The sequence below is a fragment of the Nguyenibacter sp. L1 genome, from assembly GCF_035199985.1.
Classification (GTDB): domain Bacteria; phylum Pseudomonadota; class Alphaproteobacteria; order Acetobacterales; family Acetobacteraceae; genus Gluconacetobacter; species Gluconacetobacter vanlangensis.
Genome location: NZ_CP127015.1, coordinates 1753501 through 1780062 on the forward strand (window position 1 = coordinate 1753501; position 26562 = coordinate 1780062).

Genomic DNA, 26562 nt, shown 5'->3' on the forward strand with positions numbered 1-26562 from the left:
CTCCCTCCCGCTCTGATCGCCCCCCAAACTCGCCCTCCGCCCGGCCCGATGCAAGATCACCCTGTCACGCACCCATCATAATCACGCACAAAATCATATACGCACTTGCGAATCATATATGATCTGTTAAGCAGCGGGAACGATCCCTTCACCTCCCCCCTTCAGCAGCCAAGCCGCGCCCCGCCATGACCCAGCCCGTCCCGGACCCGTCCTCCTTCCCGCCCCCGACCGCGGCGCTGGCCGCCGCCCTGCCGGCACGCGATCCCCTGCGCGCGCGCATCGCCGCCGCCATCCGCCAGGCCGAGCCGGACTGCGTCGCGGCCCTGATCGACGACGCCACCCTGTCTCCGGAACAGGCGGCCCGGGCCGACGCCGACGCCCGAACCCTGGCCCAGGCCCTGCGCACCGGCCGCCGCCCCGGCGGGGTCGAGGCCCTGGTCCAGGAATTCTCCCTCTCCTCGCAGGAAGGCGTGGCGCTGATGTGCCTGGCCGAGGCTTTGCTGCGCATCCCAGACGACGCCACCCGCGACGCGCTGATCCGCGACCGGATCGGCGGCGGCGACTGGCTGGCCCATGTCGGGCGCGGCCGTCCGCTCTTCGTCAACGCGGCGGCCTGGGGGCTGGTGATCACCGGCCGGCTGGTCGGGCCGGAACGCTGGCACGGGCTGGCCGGCGCGCTCCGCCGCCTGCTCGCGCGCGGCGGCGAACCGCTGATCCGCCGCGCCGTCGACGTCGCCATACGCATGATGGGCGAACAATTCGTCTGCGGCGAGACGATCGACGCCGCCCTGCGCGCCAGCCGCGCGCGCCATGACCGCGGCTTCCGCTATTCCTTCGACATGCTGGGCGAGGCCGCGCTGACCGAAGCCGACGCCGGCCGCTATTTCCGCGACTACGAAACCGCCCTGCACGCCATCGGCCGATCGGCGCAAAACGCGACCGCACGCGATATCCTTGACCGCGACGGCCTGTCCATCAAGCTCTCGGCCCTCCATCCCCGCTACGCGCGCGCCCAGCGCGACCGGGTGATGGCCGAACTGCTGCCCCGGCTGCTGCACCTGGCCCGCCTGGCCCGCCGCTACGATATCGGCCTGAACATCGACGCCGAGGAAAGCGAAAGGCTGGACCTGTCGCTCGACCTGCTCGACGCCCTCTGCGCCGATCCCGGCCTCGCGGGCTGGAACGGCATCGGCTTCGTGGTCCAGGCCTACGGCAAGCGCGCGCCCGCGGTGCTGGACTGGATCATCGCCCTCGCCCGACGCACCGGCCGCCGCATCATGGTCCGGCTGGTCAAGGGCGCCTATTGGGACAGCGAAATCAAGAAAGCCCAGGTCGACGGCCTGGCGGACTTCCCCGTCTATACCCGCAAGTGCCACACCGACATCAGCTACCTCGCCTGCGCGCGGAAAATGCTGGCGGCGGGCGACGCGCTGTTCCCGCAATTCGCCACCCATAATGCCCGCACCGTCGCCAGCATCCATGCCATGGCCGGCGACGGCTTCCGGCACGGCGACTACGAATTCCAATGCCTGCACGGCATGGGCGAATCCCTCTACGACCACGTCGTGGGCACCGCGAACCTCGATCGCCCCTGCCGCATCTACGCGCCGGTCGGCTCGCACGAGACCCTGCTGGCCTATCTGGTGCGCCGCCTGCTGGAAAACGGCGCCAATTCCTCCTTCGTCAACCAGATCGGCGACGCCGCCATCCCGCTGGACCGGCTGGTGGCCGACCCGGTCGCCACCGCCCGCGCGCTGGCCGCCGCCGACGGGCTGCCGCTCGGCGCGCCGCATCCCGGCATCGCCTGCCCGCCCGCCCTGTTCGGCACGGCGCGGCGCAATTCGGCAGGCGTGGACCTGGCCGACGAACCCACTCTCGCCGCCCTGGCCCGGGGCATGGCGGACGGCCCGCAAAGCTGGCACGCCGCCCCGATCCTCGCCGCCCCTGTCCTCGCCGACGGCGGCGCGACGCCGGCCGCGCCCCCCGAACCCGTCCCCAACCCCGCCTGTCCCGACGACAATCCCGGCACGGTCCGCGCCGCGACGCCCGGCCTGGTGCCCCACGCGGTCGATTGCGCGCTGGCCGCCCTGCCGGACTGGTCCGCCCGCCCCCCCTCGTCGCGCGCCGCCTGCCTCGAACGCGCCGCCGCCCTGCTGGAATCCCCTCAGGCCGAACTGATCGGCCTGACGGTGCGCGAGGCCGGAAAATCCTATCCCAACGCCGTGGCCGAACTGCGCGAGGCCGTGGATTTCCTGCGCTATTACGCGGCCGGAATCCGCGATTTCGACAATGCGACCCACCGGCCGCTGGGCGTGGCGGTATGCATCAGCCCCTGGAACTTCCCGCTCGCCATCTTCATGGGCCAGGTATCGGCGGCGCTGGCCGCCGGCAACGTGGTGCTGGCCAAGCCGGCCGAGGAAACGCCGCTGATCGCCGCCTGCGCGGTGCAGATCCTGCATCAGGCCGGCATCCCGGCCGGCGCGCTGCAATTCCTGCCCGGCACGGGCGAAATCGGCGCGGCCCTGGTCGCCGACCGCCGCATCGGCGCGGTGATGTTCACCGGCTCGACCGAGGTCGCGCGCCTGATCGCCGCCCAACTGGCCGGCCGCACCGGCGCCAACGGGCAACCCGTGCCGCTGGTCGCCGAAACCGGCGGCCAGAACGCGATGATCGTCGATTCCTCGGCTCTGGCCGAACAGGTGGTCACCGACGTCATCGCCTCGGCCTTCGACAGCGCCGGCCAGCGCTGCTCGGCGCTGCGCGTCCTCTGCCTGCAGGACGACTGCGCCGATCGCGTGCTCGCCATGCTGCGCGGCGCGATGCAGGAGCTGCATGTCGGCAATCCGGCGAAGCTGCACACCGATATCGGCCCCGTCATCACCGAACAGGCCCGCGCCGGCATCGCGGCGCACATCGCGCGCATGCGCGAAAACGGGGCGCGCATCTTCGCACCCGCCATCCCCGACGCGGTCCCGGGCGGCCACTTCCTGCCCCCCACCCTGATCGAAATCGACGATATCGCCGAAATCGGGCGCGAGATCTTCGGGCCCGTCCTGCACGTGCTGCGCTGGCGCCGCCAGGATCTCGACCGGCTGATCGACGCGATCAACGCCACCGGCTACGGCCTGACCTTCGGCCTGCACACCCGCATCGCCGAGACGATCGACCATGTTACCGGACGGATCGCGGCGGGCAATCTCTATGTCAACCGCAACACGATCGGCGCGGTGGTCGGCGTGCAGCCCTTCGGCGGGCGCGGCCTGTCCGGCACGGGCCCCAAGGCCGGCGGCCCGCTGACCCTGCGCCGCCTGCTCGCCGCCTGCCCCCCTTTCATCCCGCCCACGCCCCCCGAAGCCACCCCGGCCGACGCCCGCCCCGACATCCTCCCCGACTCGACCCTGTACGGGCTGCAAATCGCCATGCCCGGCCCGGTGGGCGAGACCAATCTCTGGTCGCTCCATCCGCGCGGCACGGTGCTGTGCGTGGCGGATACGCTGGCCGCTGCCCACCGCGCTACCAGCCTGGCGCTGGCCGCGGGCAACACCGTGCTCCTGCTGGCACCCGCCGCCGCCTGGCCCCGCGATCTCCCGCCCAGCCTGCAAGCCCGCGTGCGCGCCGTGCCGGATCCCGACGCCCTGGCCACGCTGCTCGGCACACCGGGCGCCACCCTCCCCGCCCTCATCCTGGCCGAACCCGGCAGCCCCACCCTTGCGGACGCCCTGGCAACCCTGAACCGCCTCGGCGGCGACAGCGGCCCGATCGTCACCATCCATACCCTGACGCCAGACGGCCCCCTGCCCGAATGGCTGCTGGAAGAACGGCTGCTCAGCATCAACACCGCCGCCGCCGGCGGCAACGCCTCGCTCATGACGCTGAGCTAGAGCAGATCCTCACGCAAACCCGTGAACGGAATGGAGGATTTTTTAACCTGCGGCCCCTCCCCGCTCAGGCACCATCGTGGGCACCATCGCGTCCAGGAGGTCCCACATGACAGCACGCACCCGCATGGCCATGCGCGCCCTGCCATTCGCCCTACCATTCGCCATGACATCCCTGGCCGCCCCGGCCCACGCCCAGACGGTGGCCACCGGCCATCGCGACATCCTGCTGCAGGCCGATCATTCCTGGAACGGCACCGCCTACACCCATTACCCGACGACACGGCCGCAACTGACGATGATCCGCCTGATCATCCCGCCGCACACCGCCCTGCCCTGGCACGAACATCCGGTTCCCAATGCCGGCTACGTGCTCGAAGGCCAACTGACCATCACCGACCGCGAAACCGGAAAATCCCGGATATTCCATACTGGGGAATCCTTTGCCGAATCCGTGAACGACGTCCATCGCGGCGCGTCCGGCGACACACGCACGGTGCTGCTCATCACGTATTCCGGCACCCCCGGCACCCCGACCTCGATCCCGGCAAAGGGCGAGAAGCCGGAATATTGACGCCCCGTCCGGCGGACATGCACTCCATCCGCCGGCTCCCGCTCGCCGGTCATTTACCGTTCCGGCTGGACGAAATGCACCGGATGGCCGCCGCCCCCATGGGCCATCCCAGCATGGGCCGCCCCTCCATGGACCATATCGCCATGGACCATATCACCATGGGTCATGCCACCGTGCATGAAGGGACGTCCCACCATGCCACGATGTTCGAACCGTTCGAACCGCTCATGCTCGCGCGGCGCGATGATCACGAACGGCCCGGAACCATAAGGCCAGTACCCGTAAGAATAGAACCCGTACGGCCAGTACCCGTACGACCAATATCCCGGCACCCCCTCATAGGTCGCTGCATCATAATTGTACCAGACCGTCTCCGGCCCATTCTCCGCACAGGCGGCCAGGCCGGCCATCAGCGCGAGGCACAGCGCCGCGCGCAAGGACCGCTTCTTCATCATGCTTTCCAAAAAACGGGCATTCCCGATGCCCGAACCACCACCCTCAAGCCACCGGCGCGCCCGCTAGCCCAGGATCAGCAACAGGATCACGCAGCCGATGGTAAACAGGATCAACAACGCCATGCCGACCTGATCGAGCATGGACGGCACCGCCCGCCGTTCCCATTTGAACGCGCGATGCGGCTCCATAAGTTGCAACACGGCCAGCCTCCCCAGCCCGAAATACGACCGAGATGTAATCCACACCCCGCGCCGTTAAAGATCCGCCCCCCGGCATCACGCGAAAGAGACAAGACACCCGCCGGAATTTCGAAAAACCCGAATGGAATCGCAACGTCGTTCACGCCGCGCTTGACACTGGCCACGGCGACTGATGGCATCACGCCATGATCGAAACATCCCGGCTGATCCTGCGCCCGCACCGCATCGCGGATTTCGAAGACTGGTACGCGATGTTCCGCGACCGCGACCTGTTCCGCTTCATCTCCGCCCCGGCCCCCACGCGTGAGGACGCATGGAATCGCCTGCTGCGCTATGCCGGCCATTGGGCGTTGCTGGGCTACGGCCTGTTCGCGGTCACCGACCGCGCCGACGGCCGCTTCCTGGGCGAGGTCGGACTGGCCGATTTCCATCGCGGCCTGGGGCCGGACTTCGACGGCGTGCCCGAGGCCGCATGGATCATGACCCGCGCCACCCACGGGCGCGGCCTGGCGCAGGAAGCCGTCCGCGCCGCCCACGACTGGCTGGCGCGCACCCACGCGCCGGCACGCACGGTCTGCCTCATCCAGCCCGACAACGCCCCATCCCTGCGCCTGGCCCAGCATCTCGGCTACCGGATCTTCGGCCGGACGACCTATCGCGACGTGCCCTGCCTGATGCTGGATCGTCCCGGGCGCTGACCGCCCGACGCCTCCTCCGGCCGCCATGCAACCGCCATGCGCGCCGGTGGTTATGCCCCGACACGGCCGAGACCAAAAAGAAGGCGCACATGATCATTCTGGCGACCATTCCCCTGTCGCGCATGCGTGTCACGCCCGACCTTCTGGCCACGCCGGTCGGCACGCTCCTGGTCACCTCGGAAACCGGATCGGACACCCAGCGGATCGTGGTGCGCACCCGCCTGCTGCAGGACAGGAAGCCACGCCCCGGCCTGATGATGCTGCAGGGCGACGCCGCCGGCTATTTCGTGCCCGACGAGCAATGCAACGCCTTCGTCCGCCATGCAATCGACGCCACCGAACTCCTCACCCCGGTGCTGAAGGACATCGTCCCCGGCTTCCGCCATGCCGAACATGCCTGCCTGCGCGGCGACATATGGCATCTGCGCGACGAGGTCGGGACCCTGTTCACCGGCATCGCCGCCGGCTCCGCGCTGATCGAAACCGCCATCACCGGCTATGCCCGCATCCTGGAAGGGCATATCGGCGACATCGTGCCCGCCACCCGCCTCGCCTATCTGGGCCGCCTGGGGTTCACCGCCCTCTCCAGCACCTCCAGCGCCCCCACCGTCAGCGCCCTCGCCGTCGGTTCCTGACCCGGCACCGCCAGGCGCCGCGCCGCTCAGATGGACATCGGCATGGCCGCATCCGTCATCGGCTGCACCGCGACCAGATGATCCTCGACCGCCACCACGCCGCGGGTATTTTCCGCCGCCACGCGGGCGGCCGTGCGCAGCCGCTCGTCCATGATGGTGCCGGTCAGTTCGACCACGCCGTTCTGCACGCTGACATGCACGAAATCCTCGCCCGCCCATTTGGCCTGGCGCTGAAATTCCGCGACGATCTCCTGCTCGATCTCGGCATCCGTCGCAGCACCCGGCTCCCGCGGCACCGTCCGCAGCAGGGCGCGCAGCACATCCGCCCGGGACAGGATTCCCACCACCCGGCCATCCTCCACCACCGGCAGGCGCTTCACCCGGCGGCTGCTCATCACGTCCACCGCCTCGCGCAGGCTGGCGTCCGGGGCGATCGTCACCGGCTCGTCCGTCATCACGTCGGCCACGTGACGGCTGTGGGTATGCACGTATTCCGCCGCCGCTCGCCCGGGCGAGCGCAGCAATTCGCCCAGCCAGGAATGGCTGGGCTCGGTCTCCAGCTCGCTGCGCCGCAACAGGTCGCCCTCGGTCAGCATGCCCAGCAGCGCGCCGTCCTCGGCGATCACCGGCAGGCCGCTGACCCCGCGCGACAACATCACCGACATCGCCTTGTCGATCGTATCGGTCGGCGCGATTCCGATGACCGAAGACGTCATGATGTCCCTGGCAAGCATGACACGGCTCCCCTCCAGACAATGATGCCGGGGCAGATGTTCACCCCCGCACCGCCCCGCAAGCCCGCCGCTCCGGGGCGATACGCCGCGCCGCGCCAGGTCGTGCAAATGTGATGGCCCCGGCCCCCGATGACCCCAGCCCCCGACGGCCCCGCCCCCGCGCGCGGGATCACGTCCGCGCCGGCGCGCCGCCCTCGGCGCCGGCCCGGACGATCTCCCGTGCCGCCGCCAGCGCCGGATGCAGCGACGCGAAATTGGCATGCGGGTCCTCGGCCGCGATGATCCGATGCCGCTCCATGTCGGCGCGCAGATAGGGGCTGACCCGCCCGAACAGCACCGACACGCCCCGCCCGCGCAATTCGGCCAGCAGGTCGCGCAGCGCCCCGGCCGCCGAAAAATCGATGTCGGTGATCGCGCTGGCATCCACCACCAGGCAGCGCACCGGCACGGGTGCGTGGTCGACCAGCAGATGCACATCGTCGGTGAAGCGCGCGCAATTGGCATAGAACAGGTCGGCGCCGAAGCGATAGGCCACCAGGCCGGGCGCGATCTGCCCGTCCGCCGTCACCGGCGCCGGCTCCAGTTGCCCCGTCTCCGGGTCCTGGCGCAGCACCATCGTATGCGGGCGATAGGAATGGCGCACATGGCGAAACAGCGACAGCGCGATCGCCAGGAAGATCCCCTGCTCCACCCCGATCCCGACCACCGCGGCGGCGGTCATCATGGCCAGGCGGAACTCCCCCGGACTTTCGCGCCGGATCGCCCACATCGCCCGCCAGTCGATCATGCCGATCGCCACCGTGAAGACGATCGCGGCCAGCACGCAGCGCGGCAGGTCGCGCAACGGCCCCGTCAGCATCAGCAGCACCAGCAGCGTCGCCAGCGCGAAGACGATCTGCGCCCGCTGGCTGCGCGCGCCCGCCCGCACCGCCATCGCCGTCTGGGTCGGGCTGCCGTTGACGACGAAGGCCCCGCTCAACGCCGCCGCCGCGTTGGCGGCGCTCAGGCCCAGTATGTCGGCATTCTCGTCCAGCGCGTCATGGAAACGCAGGGCGAAGGCCCGCGCGGTGGCCGCGCTCTGCGCGATGACGACGAAGACGCAGGACATCGCCGCCGGCAGCAGCCCGATCGCCTCGTTCCAGCTCACGTCCGGCACGCCGAAAGCCGGCAACCCGCCCGCGATCGGCCCGATCACCGCCACCCCGCGCCCCGCCAGGCCGAACGCCCGGCTGGCCGCGATTCCCCCGATCACCGCCACCATCGCCAGCGGCGCCCGCGGCGCCAGCCTGTCGCCCGCCAGCAATATCGCCGCCACCAGGGCCGAGATCGCGGCGGTCAGCCCCTGCGCCCGCGGCAGCGCCCGCGCCACCTGCACCAGTTGCAGCAACGGGTCATGGGCCGGCGCCGCCACCCCCAGCATGTCGCGGCTCATGGCGATGCCCACCTGCACCCCCACCCCGGCCAGAAACCCGACCAGCACGGTGCGCGAGAAGAAATCCGCCAGGAACCCCAGCCGAAACAGCCGCGCCACCAGCAGGAACCCCGCACACAGCAGGGTCAGCATCCCCACCAGCGCCACGTAATGCGGACTGCCCGGCGCGGCCATCGGCGCCAGCGCGCTCGAGAAGATCGCCGCCGTCGCCGAATCCGCCGCCACCACCAGGTGGCGCGACGATCCCAGCACGGCGAACGCGACCAGCGGCAGCAGAACGGTATACAGGCCCGTGACGGCCGGCATGACCGCGATGCGCGTATAGCCCAGCACCTGCGGAATGTTCATCGAGGCCAGGGTCAGCCCCGCCAGCGCATCCTTCGCCCAGGCGGCCCGCATCCCCCCGGAGCCCCGCGCCGCCAGGCCCCGCATCAGGCGCGTCAATCGCGCCCCCAGCATCCCCATCGTCCCCGGGCCGCCGGTCAGGCGGCCCCGGACCAGGCGGGCAGCCGGCCAGCCGCGATCGCCTCCTTGAACAGGCTCCAGTCCCGGCGCGTCTGCTCGGCATACAGCACCGAGAACGCGCCGATCGCCTCGGCGAAAGCCCGCCCCCGGCCCAGATAGGCCGACAGCATCACCACATCGCCGGTGCGCGCGTGCGCCCGCGCCAGGGTACGGCCGCATAGCGGCGCGTAATCCGGCAGCGAATCCGCGACGAACTCGGCGCCCACTGCCGCCAGCCGCGTATCCTTCACCCGGCGGACATAGAATTGCCGCCCCGCCCCCGATAATGAATGGCTCAAGGAATGGCCCGACGAACGGACGATATCCTCCGCCTCGTCCTGCTCGGCACTGTGGGTCCAGCCCAGGAACGCATCGGCTGCCGCCTGCATGATGCGCTGGCCCGTCACCACCCGCTGCCCCTGGTTGCGGAAATTCGACGCCCCGGCGAACGGCGCCAGCACCGAATCCTGCGCCTCCTTGATCTGCAGCAGCAGCGTGTCGCCGTCCGCGGTGGCGAACAGGCCGATGGCGCAGAACGTCCCCACGCTGCCCACCCCGACGACCTTGAAGATCACATCCCGCAGCCGATAGCGCGACAGCAGGATCCCGCGCTCGGGCGGCTGGGTGGCGACATAGCGGGCAAAGGCCCCCCGCACCGCGTCGTCATTCTCCGGCAGGCGCATCACCAGCGGCGGCTTCTCGCGCAGCGAAGGCGCCCCCCGGTCGTCGGCCACCAGCCCGAAATGAAGCTTGGCGCTCTCCAGCCGCGCCTCCAGCATCGCGCGCATCCGCCGCCGCGCCTTCCGGTCGGAAAAATCGTCGATCGCCGCCATCAGGTCGATCCGATTGGTCCAGATCTCCATCGGCGTCAGCGGCGCCAGACGCTCCATCTCCTCCGCATAGGCCCGCGCCGCCGCCTCGGCCAGGCCCCGCGCCTTGTCCTCCGACAGCCCCTCCTCCAGCCCCGCCAGCACCAGCGAGGCCCCCAACCGCTTGATATCCCATTCGAACGGCGCAGGCAGCGTCTCGTCGAAATCGTTGAGGTCGAAAACCGGCTGCCCCTCGGGCGAGGCATAGCTGCCGAAATTCGCCAGATGGCAATCCCCGCAGCTCTGCACGCGCGGCCCGGCCCAGGCGGTATGCGCCAGGTCCGCCGCCATCACCGCCGCCGCCCCGCGCAGGAACGCGAACGGCGAGGCCGCCATGCGCGCATAGCGCACCGGCAGCAGGCTGGCGATCCGCCCGGCGCCTTGCCGCTCCAGGATCGCCACCGGGTCGCCCCGGTCGCCGGCCGGCGCCCATTCCGCATGGCCCCGGCGCGGCAACGTCTTGCGCAGGGCCATGCCCCTGGCATGACGCTCTTCGCGGGTGGCAAGGGCCCCGTTGGGATTCAGGGCAGGCAGATCGGCATGATACACGCTCATGGCCGCATCTTTGACCGCTTGCACCTCGGCCGTCACGCCCCAAAATCGTGCGGCGCCCCGGCCGCGTCCCCCCTGCCGATCAGTCCTTTCAGCCCTAGCCGGTCAGCCCTAGCCGGGCCGCACCGCGTAGATCACGCTCTCCCACGGCCGCAGCACCAGCACCCCGCCCACAGCCGCCGCCGGATGCGGCAGGTTGCCGATCAGCACCCGCTCCGCCGCCATGCCGTCCGGCAGCGCATAGCGCGCCGCCGCATCCGAAAAATTCAGCACCACCAGCGCCGCCCCGGCCTCATCCCGCCGCAGATAGGCATAGAGGCCCCCGGTGCGCCCCCCCGGACGGTCCACATCCCCCTGCCGCCCCTCCGGACTCACGTCCTGGTAACGTCCCGTCGCCAGGCAGGACCGTGCGCGACGCAAGGCGATCATCCGCCGATAGAAGGACAGGACCGACCCCGCCACCCCCTGCTGGGCCGCGACATTGACCCGCACATGGTCGGGATTGACCGCCAGCCACGGCACCCCGGTGGTAAAGCCCGCATGCGCCGACCCGTCCCATTGCATCGGCGTGCGCGCATTGTCCCGGCTGCTCTGCGCCAGATTGGCCAGATAGGTCGCCGCCGGCACCCGCCCGGACAACACCTCGTCGCGCCAGCCTTGATGCGCGGCCACGTCGCGATACTGGTCGATGGCGGTGAACGGATAATTGGCCATGCCGATTTCCTGGCCCTGATAGATGAAGGGCGTACCCTTCAGCGACAGCAGCATCGTCGCCAGCAGCATGGCCGACCGCTCGCGGAATTCCGGCCGCGCCGAACCATAGCGCGACACCGCTCGCGGAAAATCGTGATCCTCCAGATAGACCAGCGGCCAGACATGCGGATCATCGTCGAACGCATTGTCGGCATTGAAGGCGCGCATCGCCTCCAGCCGCCACGGCGTCTTGCGCCAGCCCCTGATGTCCTGCAACTGCAGGTCGAACCGAAAGGCCGAATTCAGCCCGCCGCGCCGGTCGTCGGTCATCGCGGCAATGGCCGCGTGCGGCGCGCCCCATGCCTCGCCCACCGTATACAGGTCGGTCCCGGCAAAGACATGCGTGTACATGTCATGCAGATACCCCTCCAGGCGCGGCCCGATCTCGGCGAACGCGCCCGAACCCGCCCGCTGCGCCGGCGTCAGGTCGCGCATCGCCGACGGCTTGGCCAGGCTGGTAATGGCATCAAAACGGAACCCGCTGACCCCCTTCGCCGCCCAGAAGCGCAGGATATCGTACAACGCCGCCCGGACCTGGGGATTCTCCCAATTCAGGTCGGGCTGCTTGGCCACGAAGGTATGCAGGTAATATTGCCCCGTCCGCGCGTCGAACTGCCAGGCCGGACCGCCGAACGCCGCCTGCCAGTCGGTGGGCGGTCCGCCGTCGCGCCCGTCGCGCCAGATATAGAAATCGCGATACGGGTCGTCCCGCGACTGCCGGCTCCGCACGAACCATTCATGCTCGTCGCTGGTATGGTTGAACACCATGTCCAGGATGACATGGATGCCCCGCGCCCGCGCGCGCGACAGAAACAGGTCGAAATCCGCCATCGTGCCGAAATCGGGCATGATCCTGCGATAATCCCGCACATCATACCCGTTGTCGGCATTGGGCGAATCGAAACAGGCCGCGACCCACACCGCATCGACGCCCAGGTCGGCCAGATGATCGACCCGCGCGGCCATGCCGCGAAAATCGCCGATCCCGTCCCCATTCCCGTCCTGGAAGGACCGGGGATAGATCTCATAGGCCACCGCCCGCTTCCACCACGGCACGGCCGCCCCCCGCGCCGCCCGCACCCCCGCCGGCGCCAACAGCAGGGACGCCCCCAGTTTCGCGACATCCCTTCGCGATATCACCAAATTCTTCGTCCTCCGGTCCTATGGAGCCAATCGTGAAAGTCTCTTCTTTTTCTGAAGAAAAAGAAGCAAAAAGACTTTTATTCGTTTTGGAGCTTTGCGCGCTCCCAGCACATTCTCCCAATGTTCAAAAGTTTTTTGGTTCTTTTTTTTCAAAAAAGAACAAGACGCACCCGCCACCCCCATCCTTGCGCGCCCACAAGCACTCACAACATCCGCCGCACCACCCCGTCCCGCCGGACCAACCCATGCCACGCCGCCGCCAAGCCATGTATGCCGATCAGCGCCAGAAAGACATAGGCCACGACATGGCTGTGGATCCTGCTGGCCAGCTCGACCACCGCCGGATTCCGCGCCGCCGGGGCCGGCAAGGTCCAGAACGCGATTTTCGCCGACGCCCCGAACAGCGCCCAGAGCAGGCCGAAGACCGGCAGCACCAGCAGGAACCCGTAAAAGACGCCATGCAGCATCCGCGCCGGACGCGCCGTCCCGCCCGCCTTGCGCAGCCCCAGCCGCAGCCCCAACCGCAGCAACGTTAGCCCGAAGACCGCGCATCCGGCCAATTCGTGGCTCTGCAGCCAGAATTTCCGGATCGCGCTGCCATGCGCACTTCCCTCGCGCAGCCAGTTCGTCGCGAACAGACACGCCGCCAGCCCCGCCGTCAGCCAGTGCACCGCCCGCAGCGCGGGCGGATGCCGCTCCGCCTCACCGAGGAATCGCACCCCGCTCATTTCACCAGCGGGACGCCCAGCACGTCATTGCCCTCGGTATGGAACGCATGGACATGGTCGATCAGCGGCTTGAAATTCGGGTCCCGGGCCAGTTCGGCCCGCACCTTGGCCATTTCCGCGTCCCGCTGCCCCAGCGCGGCCAGGTCGCGATATTGCAGCAGCAGCAATTCGTCCCATCGGTCGCCGGAATCATAGCGGTTGGTATACATCCGATAGCTGATCAACGCCTTGTCGCGGATCCAGCCATGCATCTGCGGCAGCCCGTACCCCTTGAAGGAAACGTCCCACTTCTTCCAGTTCTCGTCGTTCCCCACAGTGTAGTTGATGATGTAATAGATCCCCCGGTTCGGATCGCCGCCCCCCTCGGTCCAGCGCAGATCCAGCGAATAGGTCTGCACCGGCCGGGCCAGCGCCAGCCCCGCCGCATCCAGCCCGCCCGGCGCGGTCTGCTCGATCGCCTGCCACTGCCCCACCTGGGCATAGGACGGAAACTCCAGCAGGGCCGCGGCATCCCAGGTCTGGGAATCCACATAGGGATTATACAGGATCTGGTAATTCTTCAGCACGCCGCCCTTCTTCCACGCGGCCAGCCGGTCCAGTTCGCGATCCAGCAGATAGCGGCGAAAGGCCGGCCGGTCCGCCGGCTTGGCCCGATAGAAGATCGCCAGCGTGGTCGGCCCGTCCTGATGGATTTCATCGGCCCGGGCGGACGAGACCGCAGGCCACATGGCGGGCGACGCGACAGGCGCCGCCAGGCCGGCGACACACGCCAGGGCCCGCATCCGGAATATCCAGCTCATGAACAACCTCGTGATGTTTTTGTGTTTACGTACAAGGGAAAGACCTGGCCGTTTCTATTCGACGGGCCGGAATATCATCACCTTCGCATAGTCGGTCGGAAAACCCAGATGCGGCACCGAGACGAACAGGCGATCCGCCACCGGGTCGAAATAACTGGTCTTGGCCATCACCGACGTCTCCACATCGTCGGCCTTCCGATACTGCCCGCCCGACCGCCCACCCGGGCCCGAAACGCCCGAGGCGGCGTCATCCGGGGTATAGACATAGGTCTCCACCACCCCGTCACCCGAGGAATCGACGATCCGCCGCCGCTTCTCGTCCAGCCACAGACTGTCGATCCACCCGCGCGACGGCAGCACCTTGTTGACCGCCCCCGTCTTCAGGTCGAACGCGACGATCACCCCGCGCATCGAACTGTTGCGGCACGCGACGAACAGACGGTTCCAGGCGCGCGACAGGGCGACCGACATGTTCCTGCCGCAGGACGGCACCGCCCATTGCGCCGCGATCCGCCCGCTTTTCAGGTCGATAACCGCCAGCGCGGCCTTCATCGGCAGGTTCAGATACATCCGCCCCTCCGCATGATCGATTACCCCCTGCTCCAGCACCGGGGTCGGAAAAACCCAGTCCGCCACCACCCGGTCCAGGTCGGTGTCGATCACCGACAGATGCGCCGTCGCCTCGCCCGCATCGTCGCCGCCATTGGCGACATAGATCCGTCTCTTGTCCTGCGGGTCATAGACGACGCCATCCACTCCCGGCCGCAGCGCGATGGTCTTCAGGTGCGCATAGCTGGCGCCGTCATACACCTCGATTTTTCCCGCCCCGTCCGACACATAAAGCCGGTCCGTATCGCCGCGATAGACCACGCCGTGCGGGTTGCCGAATCCGGGAATCACCTTGATCACCTTGTCCGATTCGTAATCGGACACCACCAACTCCTTGCTGGCCTGCATGGTCGTGAAGACGCGGTGCCGGCGCGTATCCGTCGTCACGTAATCCGAATAGGGCCCGCTTTTGACGTCCGGAAACGCGACTTCCCCCGCCAGGCGCCAGGCGGCATCCCGTCCCGCGGCAAAGGCAGGTCCGGCGGGGGCGGCCCACCCCGCTGCCCCCACCCCCGCCACGCCGGCCAGCATTCCTAGCGCCACCGTCAGCCCAATGGACGATTTCCGCATCATGCCTTCTCCTCTCTCCCCTATGGCTCAGAACGACGTCGAAATCGTGCCCAGCATGGCAAAGCCGGGTCCGACATAGTACGACGCGCTGCCCGCCGCGATCTTGCCGCCATAGATGCCGCGCGCCCCCCTGGCGGTCGCCACCGGGCTCGCCACGCCCGACAGGTAATGCGCATCCCCGACATTGATGAAGTTCAGCCGGAATTCCGGACGCTTCAGCCATCCCCAATCCGACCCGCGCACCCCCACGCTCATATTGACGTTGGTGTAGGCGGGCATCTTCTCGTCATCCATGAAGGTCGAATATTGCGACGCGATATGTTTCAGGTTCATGTCGCCGAAGAACGTGCCGTCATCATAGGCCAGGCCCAGCGCCGCCTGCCATTTCGGGCTGCGCACTGCGATCTTCCCGGCCGACGGCAGGTAATCCACCAGGCCGCTGGTCGCGATCGCGCGGATATTATTGTCCTCGGTGGCGTGCAGATACTCGCCCGAGACATAGGCCGTCACGTGATGGAACGGCCTGGTCGCCACCTCGCCGTCCACGCCGCGATTGGTCTGGCCACCGCCGCTGACCGTGCCCGAAATCTGGTTGGCGTTGATGATGGTCACGATCTGGCGGTTGGTGATGTTGGTGTTGAAGAAGGTGACCGACGCCAGCACCGGCCCATTATAGCGATAGCCCACCTCCTCGCCGATCGCATATTCGTCCGGCCCCGCGGCGCCCTGATGGGCGATATGCCCGTTATTGATGTTATAGGAGGTAAACAGATTGTTCCCCGGCGAAACTCGGAAATTCGTCGTCGCGTCGATGAAGAACTGATGCGTGTCGTTCAGCCGCCAGTTCAGCGACACGCGCGGCAGCGGATGCGCGCTGTTGGCATGGACATAGGCCGTGCCCGGAATCTGGTTCTGGGCATCGCGGCTCATCATCACTTCCTTGAACCCCGCATACAGATCCAGGTGATCGGGAATCAGGCCGATCTTCTCGGACACGTACAGCGCATTGGTCTGCGTCGTGATGTTGCCGAGCTGGTTGGACAGCCGCACCCCGTTGGCGAAGGTGATCGCCTTCTCCCCGGTCGGATCGGGCGCGATCCCGTTCGCGCCGACCCCCTGGTAGAAATAATCCATATGCCCGTTGTCGAAATTGTACCAATAGCCGAACAGCGTCTCCGACCGCCCGTAATGCGCGGTCAGAAAGGTGTTGAACCCGGCATAGGTATCCTGGATCACGTTGGTGCTGATGGCGTTGAACTGGGTATGCGCGGCGTTGGTCGGCGCAAAGCCCAGATTCTCCGGATAGAAACTGCGGCCGTAGTAATTCCCCGCCACGTTCAGCAGCGTCCCGGCCGGCGCATAGCCCCGCGCCCAGGACATATAGGGCGTGACGTTCAGGCGCAGATGCCGCGTCAGCCGCAGGTCCGACGGCATGCTGACGACGATCGCCTGCCACACATTGATGAAGTTCTTGTAATAGGTCGTCTGTCCCGGGGTATAGGTGCCCGGATAATTGTAGTTCACCCCCTGCTTCAGCCATTGCGCCATCGTCGGCTGGGTATAGGCCGATTTCAGCAGATCGTTATAGGTCACCGCCAGGCTGGTATGGCTGTCGGCGGACCAGTCCTTGACGGCCTTGAAATCGACGTGCCGCCGGTGGTTCGGCCCCAGGCCGCGCCAGTTCCGCACCATCATGTCGGAAAACGAGATATAGGCCTTCACCCCGCTATGGCCGATATAGCCGCTATCCAGCCGTACGAACTCGCGATGCATGTCGAAACTGCCATAGCTCGCATCGAACGCGCCGCCGAAATTGTCCGCCGGATCGCGCATGGCCGCCCGCAGCAATCCCCCCACCTCGCTGAAGGTCGGGTCCTGGATCTCCGACGCCCCCTGGGCGAAGGAAATCCGCGCCATGTTCTCCGAATCCGCCCAGGCCGTGGTGTTCGGATTGCCGGTCAGCGAGAAATTCAACGGCACCGACTCGAAGATATAGCCGATCTCCGGCTGGTCCACGCCGCGCGACGACATGTCCGCCTGGTCGGTGGCCGACATCGGATCGGCCGCGGCGAAATTCACCCCCGGCATCATGGAGACAAGCGTCAGCGCGGTGGCGCTCGGGCTCTGCCGGCTGATATAGGCCTGCGTCACCGCGCTGATCGCCTTGGGCGCGGTCTCGCGCGACATCAATCCGCCGCCCGTGTGACGATAAATGGCGCCCCGCACATCGACTTCCTCGACCGAAGGCGCACCCCGCGCCCCCGTTTCCGTCCCTGTCCCGGCCGGTTTTCCGGACGGCGCCTTCTTCACCGCCGGTGCGACCGGGGCCGCGCTGCCGGGCGGGGGCTGGCTCGCCCCCCGGGCCGGCCCGGCCGGCGCCAGGGCGGCGGTGGTCACAAGGGTGGCCGCAATCGTGGTGGCCAGCAACTGGTCTTTGCGCATCGCTCTCTCCTGCATCACGAACAAGGTCATTTAGTTGTTATATCGTAACATTTTAACGTTCCGGCCGGCGCGTGCCCCAAAGCCCATGCCCGCTACCGGGACTCAGTCCGGATCACGGCCCGCCCGTCACGCGCCCGAACGGGCACATTCGGCGCCACGCATCCGCGGCCGCCGCGCGGGCAGGCTGGCCAGCGCCGCCAATCCCATCAGCACCCCGCCCAGCACGAAGAAGGACGGCGCGATCTTCAGACCCGACGCCCGGACCAGCCAGGTGACGATGAACTGCGCAAAGCCGCCGACCAGCAGCACCACCACATTGTTCATCACCGCCAGCGCCGTCGCCCGCGCCTCGCGCGACACCAGCTCGACCAGAAAGGTGCAGTAGGTGCCCAGGAACATGCCGCTGGTGACCGACAGCGCGATCTGCACCACCACCAGCCGGGCGATCGACGGCGCGGCCACCAGCCAGGCATAGAGCGGCAGGGTCATGACGGCATAAAGCAGCAGCGACGCCGTCATGATCGTCCGCCTGTCATACAGGTCGGACAGATAGCCGCTGAACGGCACCACCAGCACCATCGCGCCCGCCGCGACCAGTTGCACCTGATAGGAATGGGCCATCGGCAGGTGCAGGATCGTCGTGGCATAGGTCACGACATAGGCATAGATGATATAGAACGACACCGTGCTGGCCGCGACCAGCCCCATGCCGGTCAGGATCTGCCGCCGCTGCCCCAGCAGGCTGGCCAGCGCGGTGCCCGCCGAGGCGCCGGCATCCGCCGCGAACGCACCCGCATGCCGCCGGGCCGCCCCCAGGCGCCGCAGCACGAACACCAGCGGCAGGATCGCCAGGCCGAACAGGAACGGAATACGCCAGGCATAGGCATAAAGCTGCGCATGGCTGAACAGGGTCGTGACGGCATATCCCAGCGCCGCCCCCATGATCTGCGCCAGCACCTGTCCCGTCATCTGCCACGACCCGAAGAAACCCCGCCGCCCCGGCGGCGCCATCTCGATCAGGCTGGTGGTCGAGGTCGCGAACTCGCCGCCCACCGAAAACCCCTGCAGCAGGCGCGCCACGACCACGATCGCCACCGACACGATCCCCCCGGTGCGATAGGGCGGCGCGAAGGCCATCAACGCCATCGCCGCCGCCATGATCACCATGCCCAGCACCATCGCCCGCTGATGCCCATGGCGGTCGCCATACAGCCCCAGCACGATCCCCCCCAGCGGGCGCGTCACGAATCCCACCCCGAACAGCGCGGTGGTCAACAGCACGACGGTCGCCTCGCCCAGTTGCGCCTTCGGAAGGAACAGCGCGCTGATCACCGGCGTCATGAAACCGAAGGCACCGAAATCGTACCATTCGAAGGCATTGCCCGAAATGGCGGCCAGCACGGCCAGCCCCCGGCCACCCTGCCTTCCGCCACCCGGTTTCTCGTTATCCGACGTCGCTCTCATAACCCCACCACAAACTGTGCAATACGCCTATATCGGCATTATACTCGGGTCAATATGATTTATTTTGATTATACTATTTAATTCAGTGATTAATCAGACCCCGGCGCTCGGCCGGGTCGATTTATAAAACATATATCATATACAACGAACAATTATGTTGCGTTATCGTTATAAAATGGATGCGGCGCCGCAAGGTTTTTGCACTCCAGCCCGATCCTGCGGAACGAATCCGCCGCCTTTCCCCTCAAATGCGCATCGCTGCGCCATCCTCCCGGCCCGCAAGGATCGGCGCGGGCCCGGCGAACCTCTCCTTCACGCCTCCTGCGGCAGCGGCGCATCCACCCATTCATCGCCCTGCAGTTCGGCGACCGAAAAACTTTCCAGATTTTCGTAGTGTACGGCGCGATCTTCCACGAAAAGGCTCCTGACCACCTGCCGCGCCAGCCGGTCGGCCCCCTCGCTGATCGCCGGAATATCCCCGCTGACCTTGCCATGCGACAAGGTCGCCGGGAAACAGAAACAATGAATATATTTCAGGAACGGACAGCATCCTTCCTCGCGCTCCTGAAACGCGAACCCCGGCCCCAGGTCGGGCGATCCGGCCAGTTCCGCACTCAGGCCGCCCGACGGCATGTCCGCCGCCTCCGGCCGGAACCGGTCGCCCCACAGCCGGACCTTGTCGGCAAAACCGGCGAATTCCGGGCGCCGTCCCATATCGGCGGCAAAGCCGGTGGCCGCGATGATGAAATCCGCCCCCAACGTCCCGCGCGACGTCTCGATCCGCAACGCCCCGTCCTCGACGGCAATCGCGCGCAGCGCGCAATTCAGATGGAAATGCGCGTTCTCGTGGCGCGACACGCGCAACGTGCTCGGCCGGGGCGGCGGGGTCTGAGCCGCCAGCGTGTAATCCAGGAACCGCCATTTCCACGCATCCGGCAGCCCGACGAATCCGTGTACCACGCCGGCGCTGCCGATTCCGGTAAATTTGTTGACACGCGGCAGATCTTTCCGGCGGATCAGCAGATCCACCCGCGCCGCGCCCATCTCCAGGGCGGTCGCCGCATTGTCCATCGCCGACGCGCCGGCCCCCACGACCACGACCCGCCGCCCCCGCAGCGCCGCGAAATCGATCGGCTCGGACGAATGCGCGTAGCAGGCCCGCGGCAGGGCGGCGATGACCGGCGGCACATAGGCGCCGCCCAGCCCGTCCCGTCCGGTCGCCAGCACCAGGTGCCGGCACAGGACGCGCTCCTCCACGCCGGCCCGCCGCACGGTCAGCGCCAGCAAGCCGTCGTCATGCGCCGCGACCCCGGCCAGTTCCGTCTCGTTCTGCACCGGCAATTCCAGAATCCGCCGCAGCCAGCCCAGATATTCCATCCAGGTCTCGCGCGGGATCCGCACCAGCGCGCTCCAGGCGTCGGCGCCGAACCGCGCCTCGTACCAGGCGCGAAAGGTCAGTGACGGCAGGCCCATGCACGGCCCCGGCAGGGTCTTGGGCGAGCGCAGGGTACGCATGCGGGCATAGCGCACCCATGGTCCCTCGCGCCCCGCCGGTTCGCGGTCATAGACAACCTGGTTCCGCACGCCATAGCGCAGCAGCGTGCCCGACACCGTCAATCCGGCCATGCCGCCGCCGATGATGACGACGTCGCGCACCACCTGTCCCTCCAGGCGCCGTTCCGGCACCCAGCTTTTCGCCGGCAGTTCCAGCCAGTCCAGGTCCTGCCGTACCCGCTCTTCCAGCCGGTCCAGACCGCCTGCGATCTCCGCGGGGCCGCACGGCTCCGCCATCATGGTCGTCATGGAATTCTCTACTCTCGCACAGGATGTTCGCCGTACAGAGCATCTTCCAGCAGGTCGGCGCTCAATGTCTCATGCAGGCGAAAATCGGGAAGAAGCCGCTCGGCCGCCGCCAGGACGGCATCGGAAAACATCGCCAGGGCCGGCGACAGGGGACGCGACGCCCCCGCGATGGCCCCGAAGAAAAACGGAATCCGCGCCTCCAGCGGGCGCAGCACCAGGTCGCGGAACGGCATGCCATAGGCCGTCGCCGGATCGACGATCGCCACCCCCAGCCCCTCGCGGGCCAGCGCCAGCGCCGCCGCCCCGGTATTGGTGTCCAGGACCGTCCTGGGCACGATCCCCGCCGCCTCGAACACCCGGTCGATCCGATAGCGCAGCTTGAACGGATTGGACATGGTGATCAGCGTGCGGTCCAGAAAGGATGCAAGCGGAATCACCATTTTCCTCGCCAGCGGATCGTCCCGGCGCAGCGCCGCCACGCTGGGGGATTCGCCGATCCACTTCACGTCCAGCCCCGGATAGCTCAGCGGAAAGCTCGCCAGGCCGAAATCCGCCGCCCCGGCCGCCACCGCCTGCGTCACCCGGTCCACCACCGTCACCTGCACGTGCAGGGCCTGCGGCATCATCTCGGATGGAATGCAGGCCAGCGCCGGCGGCACCAGGCTGACGGCCAGCGACGAAATGGCGCTGATCTCGAAGGACGGCGCCCGTCCCCCCGCGATCGCTTCCGCCCGCTCGCGGACATGGCGGAAGGTGCTGACCAGCCGTTCCGCCTCCGGATGGAACTGCAGCGCATGCTCCGTCGGCGAAATCCGCGGACCGTTGCGCAGGAACAGCGTAAAGCCCAGCACGCTTTCCAGTTCCTGGATCAGGCGCGACACGTTCGGCTGCGACCGGCCCAGCAGCCGCGCCGCCCCGGTGATCCCGCCGGTCGACATGACCGCGCAGAACGCTTCCAGTTGCTTGAAATCCAGCGTGTCCATCGTCATGGACCAAGCCTATGTCCATCGCCGACCGCGCCGCAAGCCGAAAATGCCCATACGGCATGATTCTTGCATTGCTATCCATTTTTGGAATGATAAGCTGACCCCGGACGTCACAGGGCCCGATCAGCGATGACCATTCCGGATCTCCCGCCCCATAGCCGCCGCCTGCAACAGGACCGCCCCCATGCTCGACGAACGTGACAGGCAGATCCTCAGGATCCATCAATCCGATGCCTGCATGCCCCTCTCCGAACTGGCCGAACGGGTCAACCTGTCGCAGGCCGCCTGCTCGCGCCGCCTCGCCCGCCTCCGGCAGGACGGCTATATCAGGGGCAGCCTGCTGCTGCTGAACCAGGCACGCCTCAACCTGCCCACCACCATGATGGCGGTGATCAAGGTCGCCAACCATACCAAGGACTGGCCGGACCGGTTCCGCAGCGCCGTCAGCGACATCGACGAAATCGTCGAAGTCCATCGCGTCACCGGCAATTTCGACTATATTCTCAAGATCGTCCTGCCGAACGTCGAATATTACGACACGATCTACAAAAATCTGATATCGCGCCTCGAGATCCACGAAATATCGGCCTATATTTCCATGGAGACGATCAAGGACCGGAAGAGCCTCCCGGTCACCCACCTCCCCTCCTCCTGACGGCCGGGTCGCGCTTCGGTTCGGCGCCCGACGTTCCGCCCGCCCCGGTTTCGGTCCCGCCCTCGGTCCCACGCACGGAAAAGGCTCCGGAATGCCGGATAGAGCAGATTCCGTTCAAACGGAATCGTTTGAACAGGAGAAGGTGCTCGATAAAATAACAACGCAACGCAGGGCATGTCCGCCGAACCGGCGCTCAGTGAAAATGCTATGGGAAAATGCCCTGTATGGATGGGTGGATGGATGGATGGATGGATGGACGGCCGGACGGATGAACGAATGAATGACCGCAGCGGGCCGGGCGACAGCCGGAAGCCCATGTCCCTATGCAGGCGGCGCTTCATGGCGGCGGGCATGATCGGCCTTGCCCCGCCCGCATGGGCGGGGCCGGCCGCGCCGTCCGCCCTTGCGGACTATGAGCATGCAAGCGGCGGCCGGATCGGCGTCTATGCGCGGAACATGCGCTCCGGCGCCGAACTGGCCTGGCGGGCGGATGAGCGGTTCGTGATGTGCAGCACCTTCAAGGCGTCGGTCGCAGCCTGCACGCTGGCCCGCGTGGACCGCGGCGAAGACAACCTGGCCGCCCGCGTTGCATTCGGCCCCGGCGACCTGCTCGAATACGCCCCCGTCGCGCGTAAAAACCTGGCGCGCGGCGCATTGCCGGTCGGCGAGATGTGCAAGGGCGCGGTCGAGTGGAGCGACAATACATGCGCCAATCTCCTGCTCGCCCGGATCGGCGGCCCGGCGGCCCTGACCCGCTTCTGGCGTCAAGCCTGCGGCGACACGATCAGCCGCCTCGATCATAACGAGCCGATGCTGAATCGTGCGCCGCCGGGCGATCCGCACGACACCACCACCCCGCGCGCGATGGCCGGAAACCTGCATCGCCTGCTGCTGGGGGACGTGCTCACCCCGGCATCGCGCGGACGACTCGCCGAGTGGATGGAAAATTGCCGGACGGGCGCCAACCGGCTGCGCGGCGGCCTGCCGGCCAACTGGCGGATCGGCGACAAGACCGGCAATAACGGTCATGACGCGTTCGGCGACATCGCGATCGCGTGGCCACGGCCGGATACGCCCATCGTCATCTGCGCCTATACCCAGGGCGGCCACCCCGCACCGCAGGAGGTCGCGACATTGTTCGCCGCGATCGGGCAGGCCGCGGCAAGGCTCGCAACCACCTGAAAAGCCCCACCTGAAAGGTCAGCCCCGCAAAGGCCCACTCCAGCCGGTTTCGTCATGACGACGCACAACCGGCCCCCTTGGTTCAGGCCGCCCACCTGCCCCATGGACCGGCCAAGCGGCCGTGCGACAGGCTCTCTTGTCCCGGACCCGACATCCTGTGGATGTCTACCCGCCCTCGCCCGGCGCCATGCGCAACGCCCGCGCGGCATGCAGCGCAACCACGCCGCCACGCCCTGGGCCACCACGCCCCGGCCCCGCCACCTGGTCGATCGCCACCTGCTCGATCAGCGCACCGGAGTCCTGCCGCGCCACCACCCGCAGGCTGCTTGCCAGCCCCTCGACCATCTGCGCCAGGATGCGTGTGCGCCGATGCATATCCGATACCGGATATTGCTCAAGCTGCGCAGCGATCAGCGCCACGTTTCGCTCCAGCGTCTCCAGGCGCGTTTCCAGCGACGCATGCTCCATCACACCCTGCATGGCTTCCCCCATTCCCGTTCACCGTCGATTAAAGCGGAAAAGTTACTTTAAAATAAACAAACTCAATATCGCGCTATATAAATTCGATATCGAAAAAATAGATGGATCCGGCCGTAAAAAGCCGCGCCTTTGCCAACAGAACGAACAACAGGCAATATCCGTAGCGGCTCCGCCACCCAGGACATAACGTCGCAAAATGACAGGCCGGCCAGCCGGGCCAATAGACGACCTGATCGCTGACAATCCCTATTATCCTCATTTGTCCATCGTTTGTCTGTCTCAAAAACAGGGCGACAAGACAATTTTTTTTCACCAGGCAGCACAAATTGTCTTGCAATCTGTCACCACAGCCAGATCAGACGGGATGATCCGTCTTATCCACCCCGCTCCATCCGCCACCCATCTCCGCCCCGGCCCGGGCATCCTTTGCATTACAGAAACAATCGACGCGAATCGCTGAAAGAAATTTCAGCCGGCCCACCGCCATGTCACGCGGCCGCCGCGGGCGGGCTGGCCAAGCGGCCGACCGAGGTGAATGTCAGCCCGAGATCCCAGCCGATGACATTGACATAGGTCACCCATGCCCGGATCGGCGGGGTCTCCCCCTCCCCGCTGGATCGACGCCGCGCCGGCCAGCCCGCGCGGCATGGCCACGAGGCCGGTCCCACAGCAATGACGACCGTGCCGCGATGACCGGGCCAACCCCGCGCCTCCGCGACATGCGAGCCCCGGCAGGTGACCCGACGGTCACGCCGCTCCACAGGGCAGATAAAGCAAATAAAATTGCATATGCTTTTTATTATAGCATGTTGAATATTTCATTCGCCCGGCATTAACTGCCGTCACCATGACCCATCCCCTCAACCTGCATCCCGGGATCACAGGGGCACGCATCCCAAGGCAACGCCACGCGAAACGTTCGCCCGCGCACGCAGTCTTGAAAGCCCCGCCCTTGAAAGCCCCGTCCGGCAGCCTGCACCGGACGGCGCTCCTCATCGGCCTCCTCACCTGCCTTGCCACGGGGACAGGCCGGGCCGCTCCCGCCGCGCCGACCGCCGCGACCGGGATCCCACCTGAAAACTCAGCCGGCACGCCATCCGAAAGCCGGGGACTCATCGACGGCGACATCCTCGCGCTGCACGCGCAATCCACCTTCGTCTTCCAGGGGCATGACGGTTTCCACGCGCCCTATGGCGGGCCGCAGAGCCTCGACCGCGCGGCGCGCGGCAACGAAACCTGGGACGTCACGCTCTATGCCGGCCTGCACCCATGGCAGGGCGGCGAAATCTGGGCCGATGGCGAAATCGATCAGGGTTTCGGCATCAGCAACACGACGGGCATCGCCGGCTTCACCAGCGGCGAAGCCTACAAGGTCGGCCGCGCCGTGCCCTATTTCCGCGTACATCGCGCCTTCTATCGCCAAACGGTGAATCTCGGCGGCACGCCGGAACGCGGCGCGTCCGGCCTCAACCAGTTCGGCACGATCCACACCACCGATCGCCTGGTACTGACGCTGGGCAAATTCGCGGTCACCGATATCTTTGATGCCAGCAGCTACGCCCATGACCCGCGCACGGACTTCCTGAACTGGACGGCCATCGACGCCGGCACGTTCGATTACGCCGCCGATTCCTGGGGATATACTGCCGGTATCGCCGGCGAATGGTATCAGGACCGCTGGACGCTCCGCTCCGGTGCCTTCCTGATGTCGAACACCCCCAACAGCCCCGATATCGACACCAGCTTCCACCAGGTCCAGGCCGACGAGGAAATCGAGGAACGGCACAGCCTCCTCGGGCGCCCGGGCAGGATCCTGGTCACCGCCTTCCTCAGCCACGCCCGCATGGCCGATCTGGCCGACGCGGTGCGCCTCTCCAGAAGGACCGGCCAGCCGGCCGATGCGGCGGCGGTGCGCCATTACGGCAACCGCCCGGGCATCAGCCTGATGCTGGAACAGGGCCTCACCGCCGATTTGGGGATATTCCTCAGGGCGGGATGGGCCGACGGACGGTACGAATCCTATGAATTCACCGATATCGACCGCAGCCTGGCGGCGGGGCTCTCCCTCGCCGGCTCGTCATGGCACCGTCCCGACGACCGGATCGGCATCGCCGGAATGACCAACGGCGCCGGGCGACAGCTCAAGGCCTATCTCGCCGCCGGCGGCACCGGCCAACTGGTGGGGGACGGAAAATTGCCGCATCCTGGCGATGAACATATCGCCGAACTCTATTACGATGCCGCCGTCATCCGTCCCGTCCACGCAACGCTCGATTATCAATGGATCGGCAACCCGGCCTACAACCGCGATCGCGGCCCCGTCTCCGTCCTGGCTTTCCGCCTGCACGGACAATACTGAACGCCTCCCCCGCGCCATCGCAATCCAGGACACCCCATGAACGGCACGACATCTTT

The 26562-nt window shown here is 67.1% G+C and carries 21 protein-coding genes; 7 read left to right on the forward strand and 14 right to left on the reverse strand.

The window, feature by feature from the left end; genetic code table 11:
* The first annotated feature begins 185 nt into the window (after positions 1-185).
* The gene (gene putA / locus QN315_RS08010; protein ID WP_323992787.1) at positions 186-3881 is read left to right on the forward strand and encodes a bifunctional proline dehydrogenase/L-glutamate gamma-semialdehyde dehydrogenase PutA; all 3696 of its coding nucleotides are present in this window, start codon (positions 186-188) and stop codon (positions 3879-3881) included.
* Between the two features lie 130 nt (positions 3882-4011).
* Entirely contained in the window at positions 4012-4452 is a 441-nt protein-coding gene (locus QN315_RS08015) for a cupin domain-containing protein (RefSeq protein WP_323993327.1), read from the forward strand.
* A 53-nt stretch (positions 4453-4505) separates the two neighbouring features.
* On the opposite strand, the gene QN315_RS08020 is transcribed toward QN315_RS08015, so the two are convergent.
* Positions 4506-4904: a hypothetical protein gene (locus tag QN315_RS08020; protein WP_323992789.1), complete on the reverse strand. Its 399-nt coding sequence runs from the start codon at positions 4902-4904 to the stop codon at positions 4506-4508.
* Between the two features lie 66 nt (positions 4905-4970).
* On the reverse strand, positions 4971-5108 hold the full coding sequence (locus tag QN315_RS08025) for a hypothetical protein (protein ID WP_323992791.1): 138 nt from the start codon (positions 5106-5108) through the stop codon (positions 4971-4973).
* A 185-nt stretch (positions 5109-5293) separates the two neighbouring features.
* On the opposite strand from QN315_RS08025, the gene QN315_RS08030 reads away from it, so the two are divergent.
* Both QN315_RS08030 and QN315_RS08035 read left to right on the forward strand, forming a co-directional pair.
* Positions 5294-5806 (forward strand): GNAT family N-acetyltransferase, encoded by a 513-nt coding sequence (locus QN315_RS08030; protein ID WP_323992793.1) that lies wholly within the window; start codon positions 5294-5296, stop codon positions 5804-5806.
* Between the two features lie 89 nt (positions 5807-5895).
* Positions 5896-6441 carry a hypothetical protein gene (locus QN315_RS08035; protein ID WP_176640544.1) on the forward strand — a complete coding sequence of 182 codons (546 nt, stop codon included), beginning with the start codon at positions 5896-5898 and terminating at the stop codon, positions 6439-6441.
* A gap of 26 nt (positions 6442-6467) precedes the next feature.
* On the opposite strand, the gene QN315_RS08040 is transcribed toward QN315_RS08035, so the two are convergent.
* The 11 genes from QN315_RS08040 to QN315_RS08090 form a co-directional block, all read right to left on the reverse strand.
* Positions 6468-7175, reverse strand: coding sequence for a CBS domain-containing protein (locus QN315_RS08040; RefSeq protein ID WP_176640545.1), 708 nt, complete (start codon positions 7173-7175; stop codon positions 6468-6470).
* A 169-nt stretch (positions 7176-7344) separates the two neighbouring features.
* Positions 7345-9039 (reverse strand): SulP family inorganic anion transporter, encoded by a 1695-nt coding sequence (locus QN315_RS08045; RefSeq protein WP_323993329.1) that lies wholly within the window; start codon positions 9037-9039, stop codon positions 7345-7347.
* A 50-nt stretch (positions 9040-9089) separates the two neighbouring features.
* Positions 9090-10535 (reverse strand): DUF2252 domain-containing protein, encoded by a 1446-nt coding sequence (locus QN315_RS08050; RefSeq protein ID WP_323992795.1) that lies wholly within the window; start codon positions 10533-10535, stop codon positions 9090-9092.
* Positions 10536-10643: 108 nt separating this feature from the next.
* A complete protein-coding gene (locus QN315_RS08055; protein WP_323992797.1) occupies positions 10644-12425 on the reverse strand; it encodes an alpha-glucosidase in 1782 nt (593 codons plus the stop codon).
* A 206-nt stretch (positions 12426-12631) separates the two neighbouring features.
* Positions 12632-13147 carry a cytochrome b/b6 domain-containing protein gene (locus QN315_RS08060; protein WP_323992799.1) on the reverse strand — a complete coding sequence of 172 codons (516 nt, stop codon included), beginning with the start codon at positions 13145-13147 and terminating at the stop codon, positions 12632-12634.
* Positions 13148-13152: 5 nt separating this feature from the next.
* The gene (locus tag QN315_RS08065) at positions 13153-13956 is read right to left on the reverse strand and encodes a hypothetical protein (RefSeq protein WP_323992801.1); all 804 of its coding nucleotides are present in this window, start codon (positions 13954-13956) and stop codon (positions 13153-13155) included.
* A gap of 54 nt (positions 13957-14010) precedes the next feature.
* On the reverse strand, positions 14011-15138 hold the full coding sequence (locus QN315_RS08070) for a hypothetical protein (protein ID WP_323992803.1): 1128 nt from the start codon (positions 15136-15138) through the stop codon (positions 14011-14013).
* A gap of 24 nt (positions 15139-15162) precedes the next feature.
* Entirely contained in the window at positions 15163-17577 is a 2415-nt protein-coding gene (locus tag QN315_RS08075; RefSeq protein ID WP_323992805.1) for a TonB-dependent receptor domain-containing protein, read from the reverse strand.
* A gap of 126 nt (positions 17578-17703) precedes the next feature.
* On the reverse strand, positions 17704-19041 hold the full coding sequence (locus tag QN315_RS08080) for an MFS transporter (RefSeq protein ID WP_323992807.1): 1338 nt from the start codon (positions 19039-19041) through the stop codon (positions 17704-17706).
* 312 nt (positions 19042-19353) lie between these two features.
* Positions 19354-20844 (reverse strand): NAD(P)/FAD-dependent oxidoreductase, encoded by a 1491-nt coding sequence (locus QN315_RS08085; protein ID WP_323992809.1) that lies wholly within the window; start codon positions 20842-20844, stop codon positions 19354-19356.
* A gap of 8 nt (positions 20845-20852) precedes the next feature.
* Positions 20853-21833: a LysR family transcriptional regulator gene (locus QN315_RS08090; RefSeq protein WP_176639384.1), complete on the reverse strand. Its 981-nt coding sequence runs from the start codon at positions 21831-21833 to the stop codon at positions 20853-20855.
* 181 nt (positions 21834-22014) lie between these two features.
* On the opposite strand from QN315_RS08090, the gene QN315_RS08095 reads away from it, so the two are divergent.
* Positions 22015-22485 carry an Lrp/AsnC family transcriptional regulator gene (locus QN315_RS08095; RefSeq protein ID WP_176639383.1) on the forward strand — a complete coding sequence of 157 codons (471 nt, stop codon included), beginning with the start codon at positions 22015-22017 and terminating at the stop codon, positions 22483-22485.
* Positions 22486-22761: 276 nt separating this feature from the next.
* A complete protein-coding gene (gene bla, locus QN315_RS08100) occupies positions 22762-23667 on the forward strand; it encodes a class A beta-lactamase (RefSeq protein ID WP_323992811.1) in 906 nt (301 codons plus the stop codon).
* A gap of 165 nt (positions 23668-23832) precedes the next feature.
* On the opposite strand, the gene QN315_RS08105 is transcribed toward bla, so the two are convergent.
* On the reverse strand, positions 23833-24147 hold the full coding sequence (locus tag QN315_RS08105; RefSeq protein ID WP_323992813.1) for a hypothetical protein: 315 nt from the start codon (positions 24145-24147) through the stop codon (positions 23833-23835).
* Positions 24148-25099: 952 nt separating this feature from the next.
* Here QN315_RS08105 and QN315_RS08110 point away from each other — a divergent pair.
* Entirely contained in the window at positions 25100-26506 is a 1407-nt protein-coding gene (locus QN315_RS08110; RefSeq protein ID WP_323992815.1) for a carbohydrate porin, read from the forward strand.
* The last annotated feature ends 56 nt before the right edge of the window (positions 26507-26562 follow it).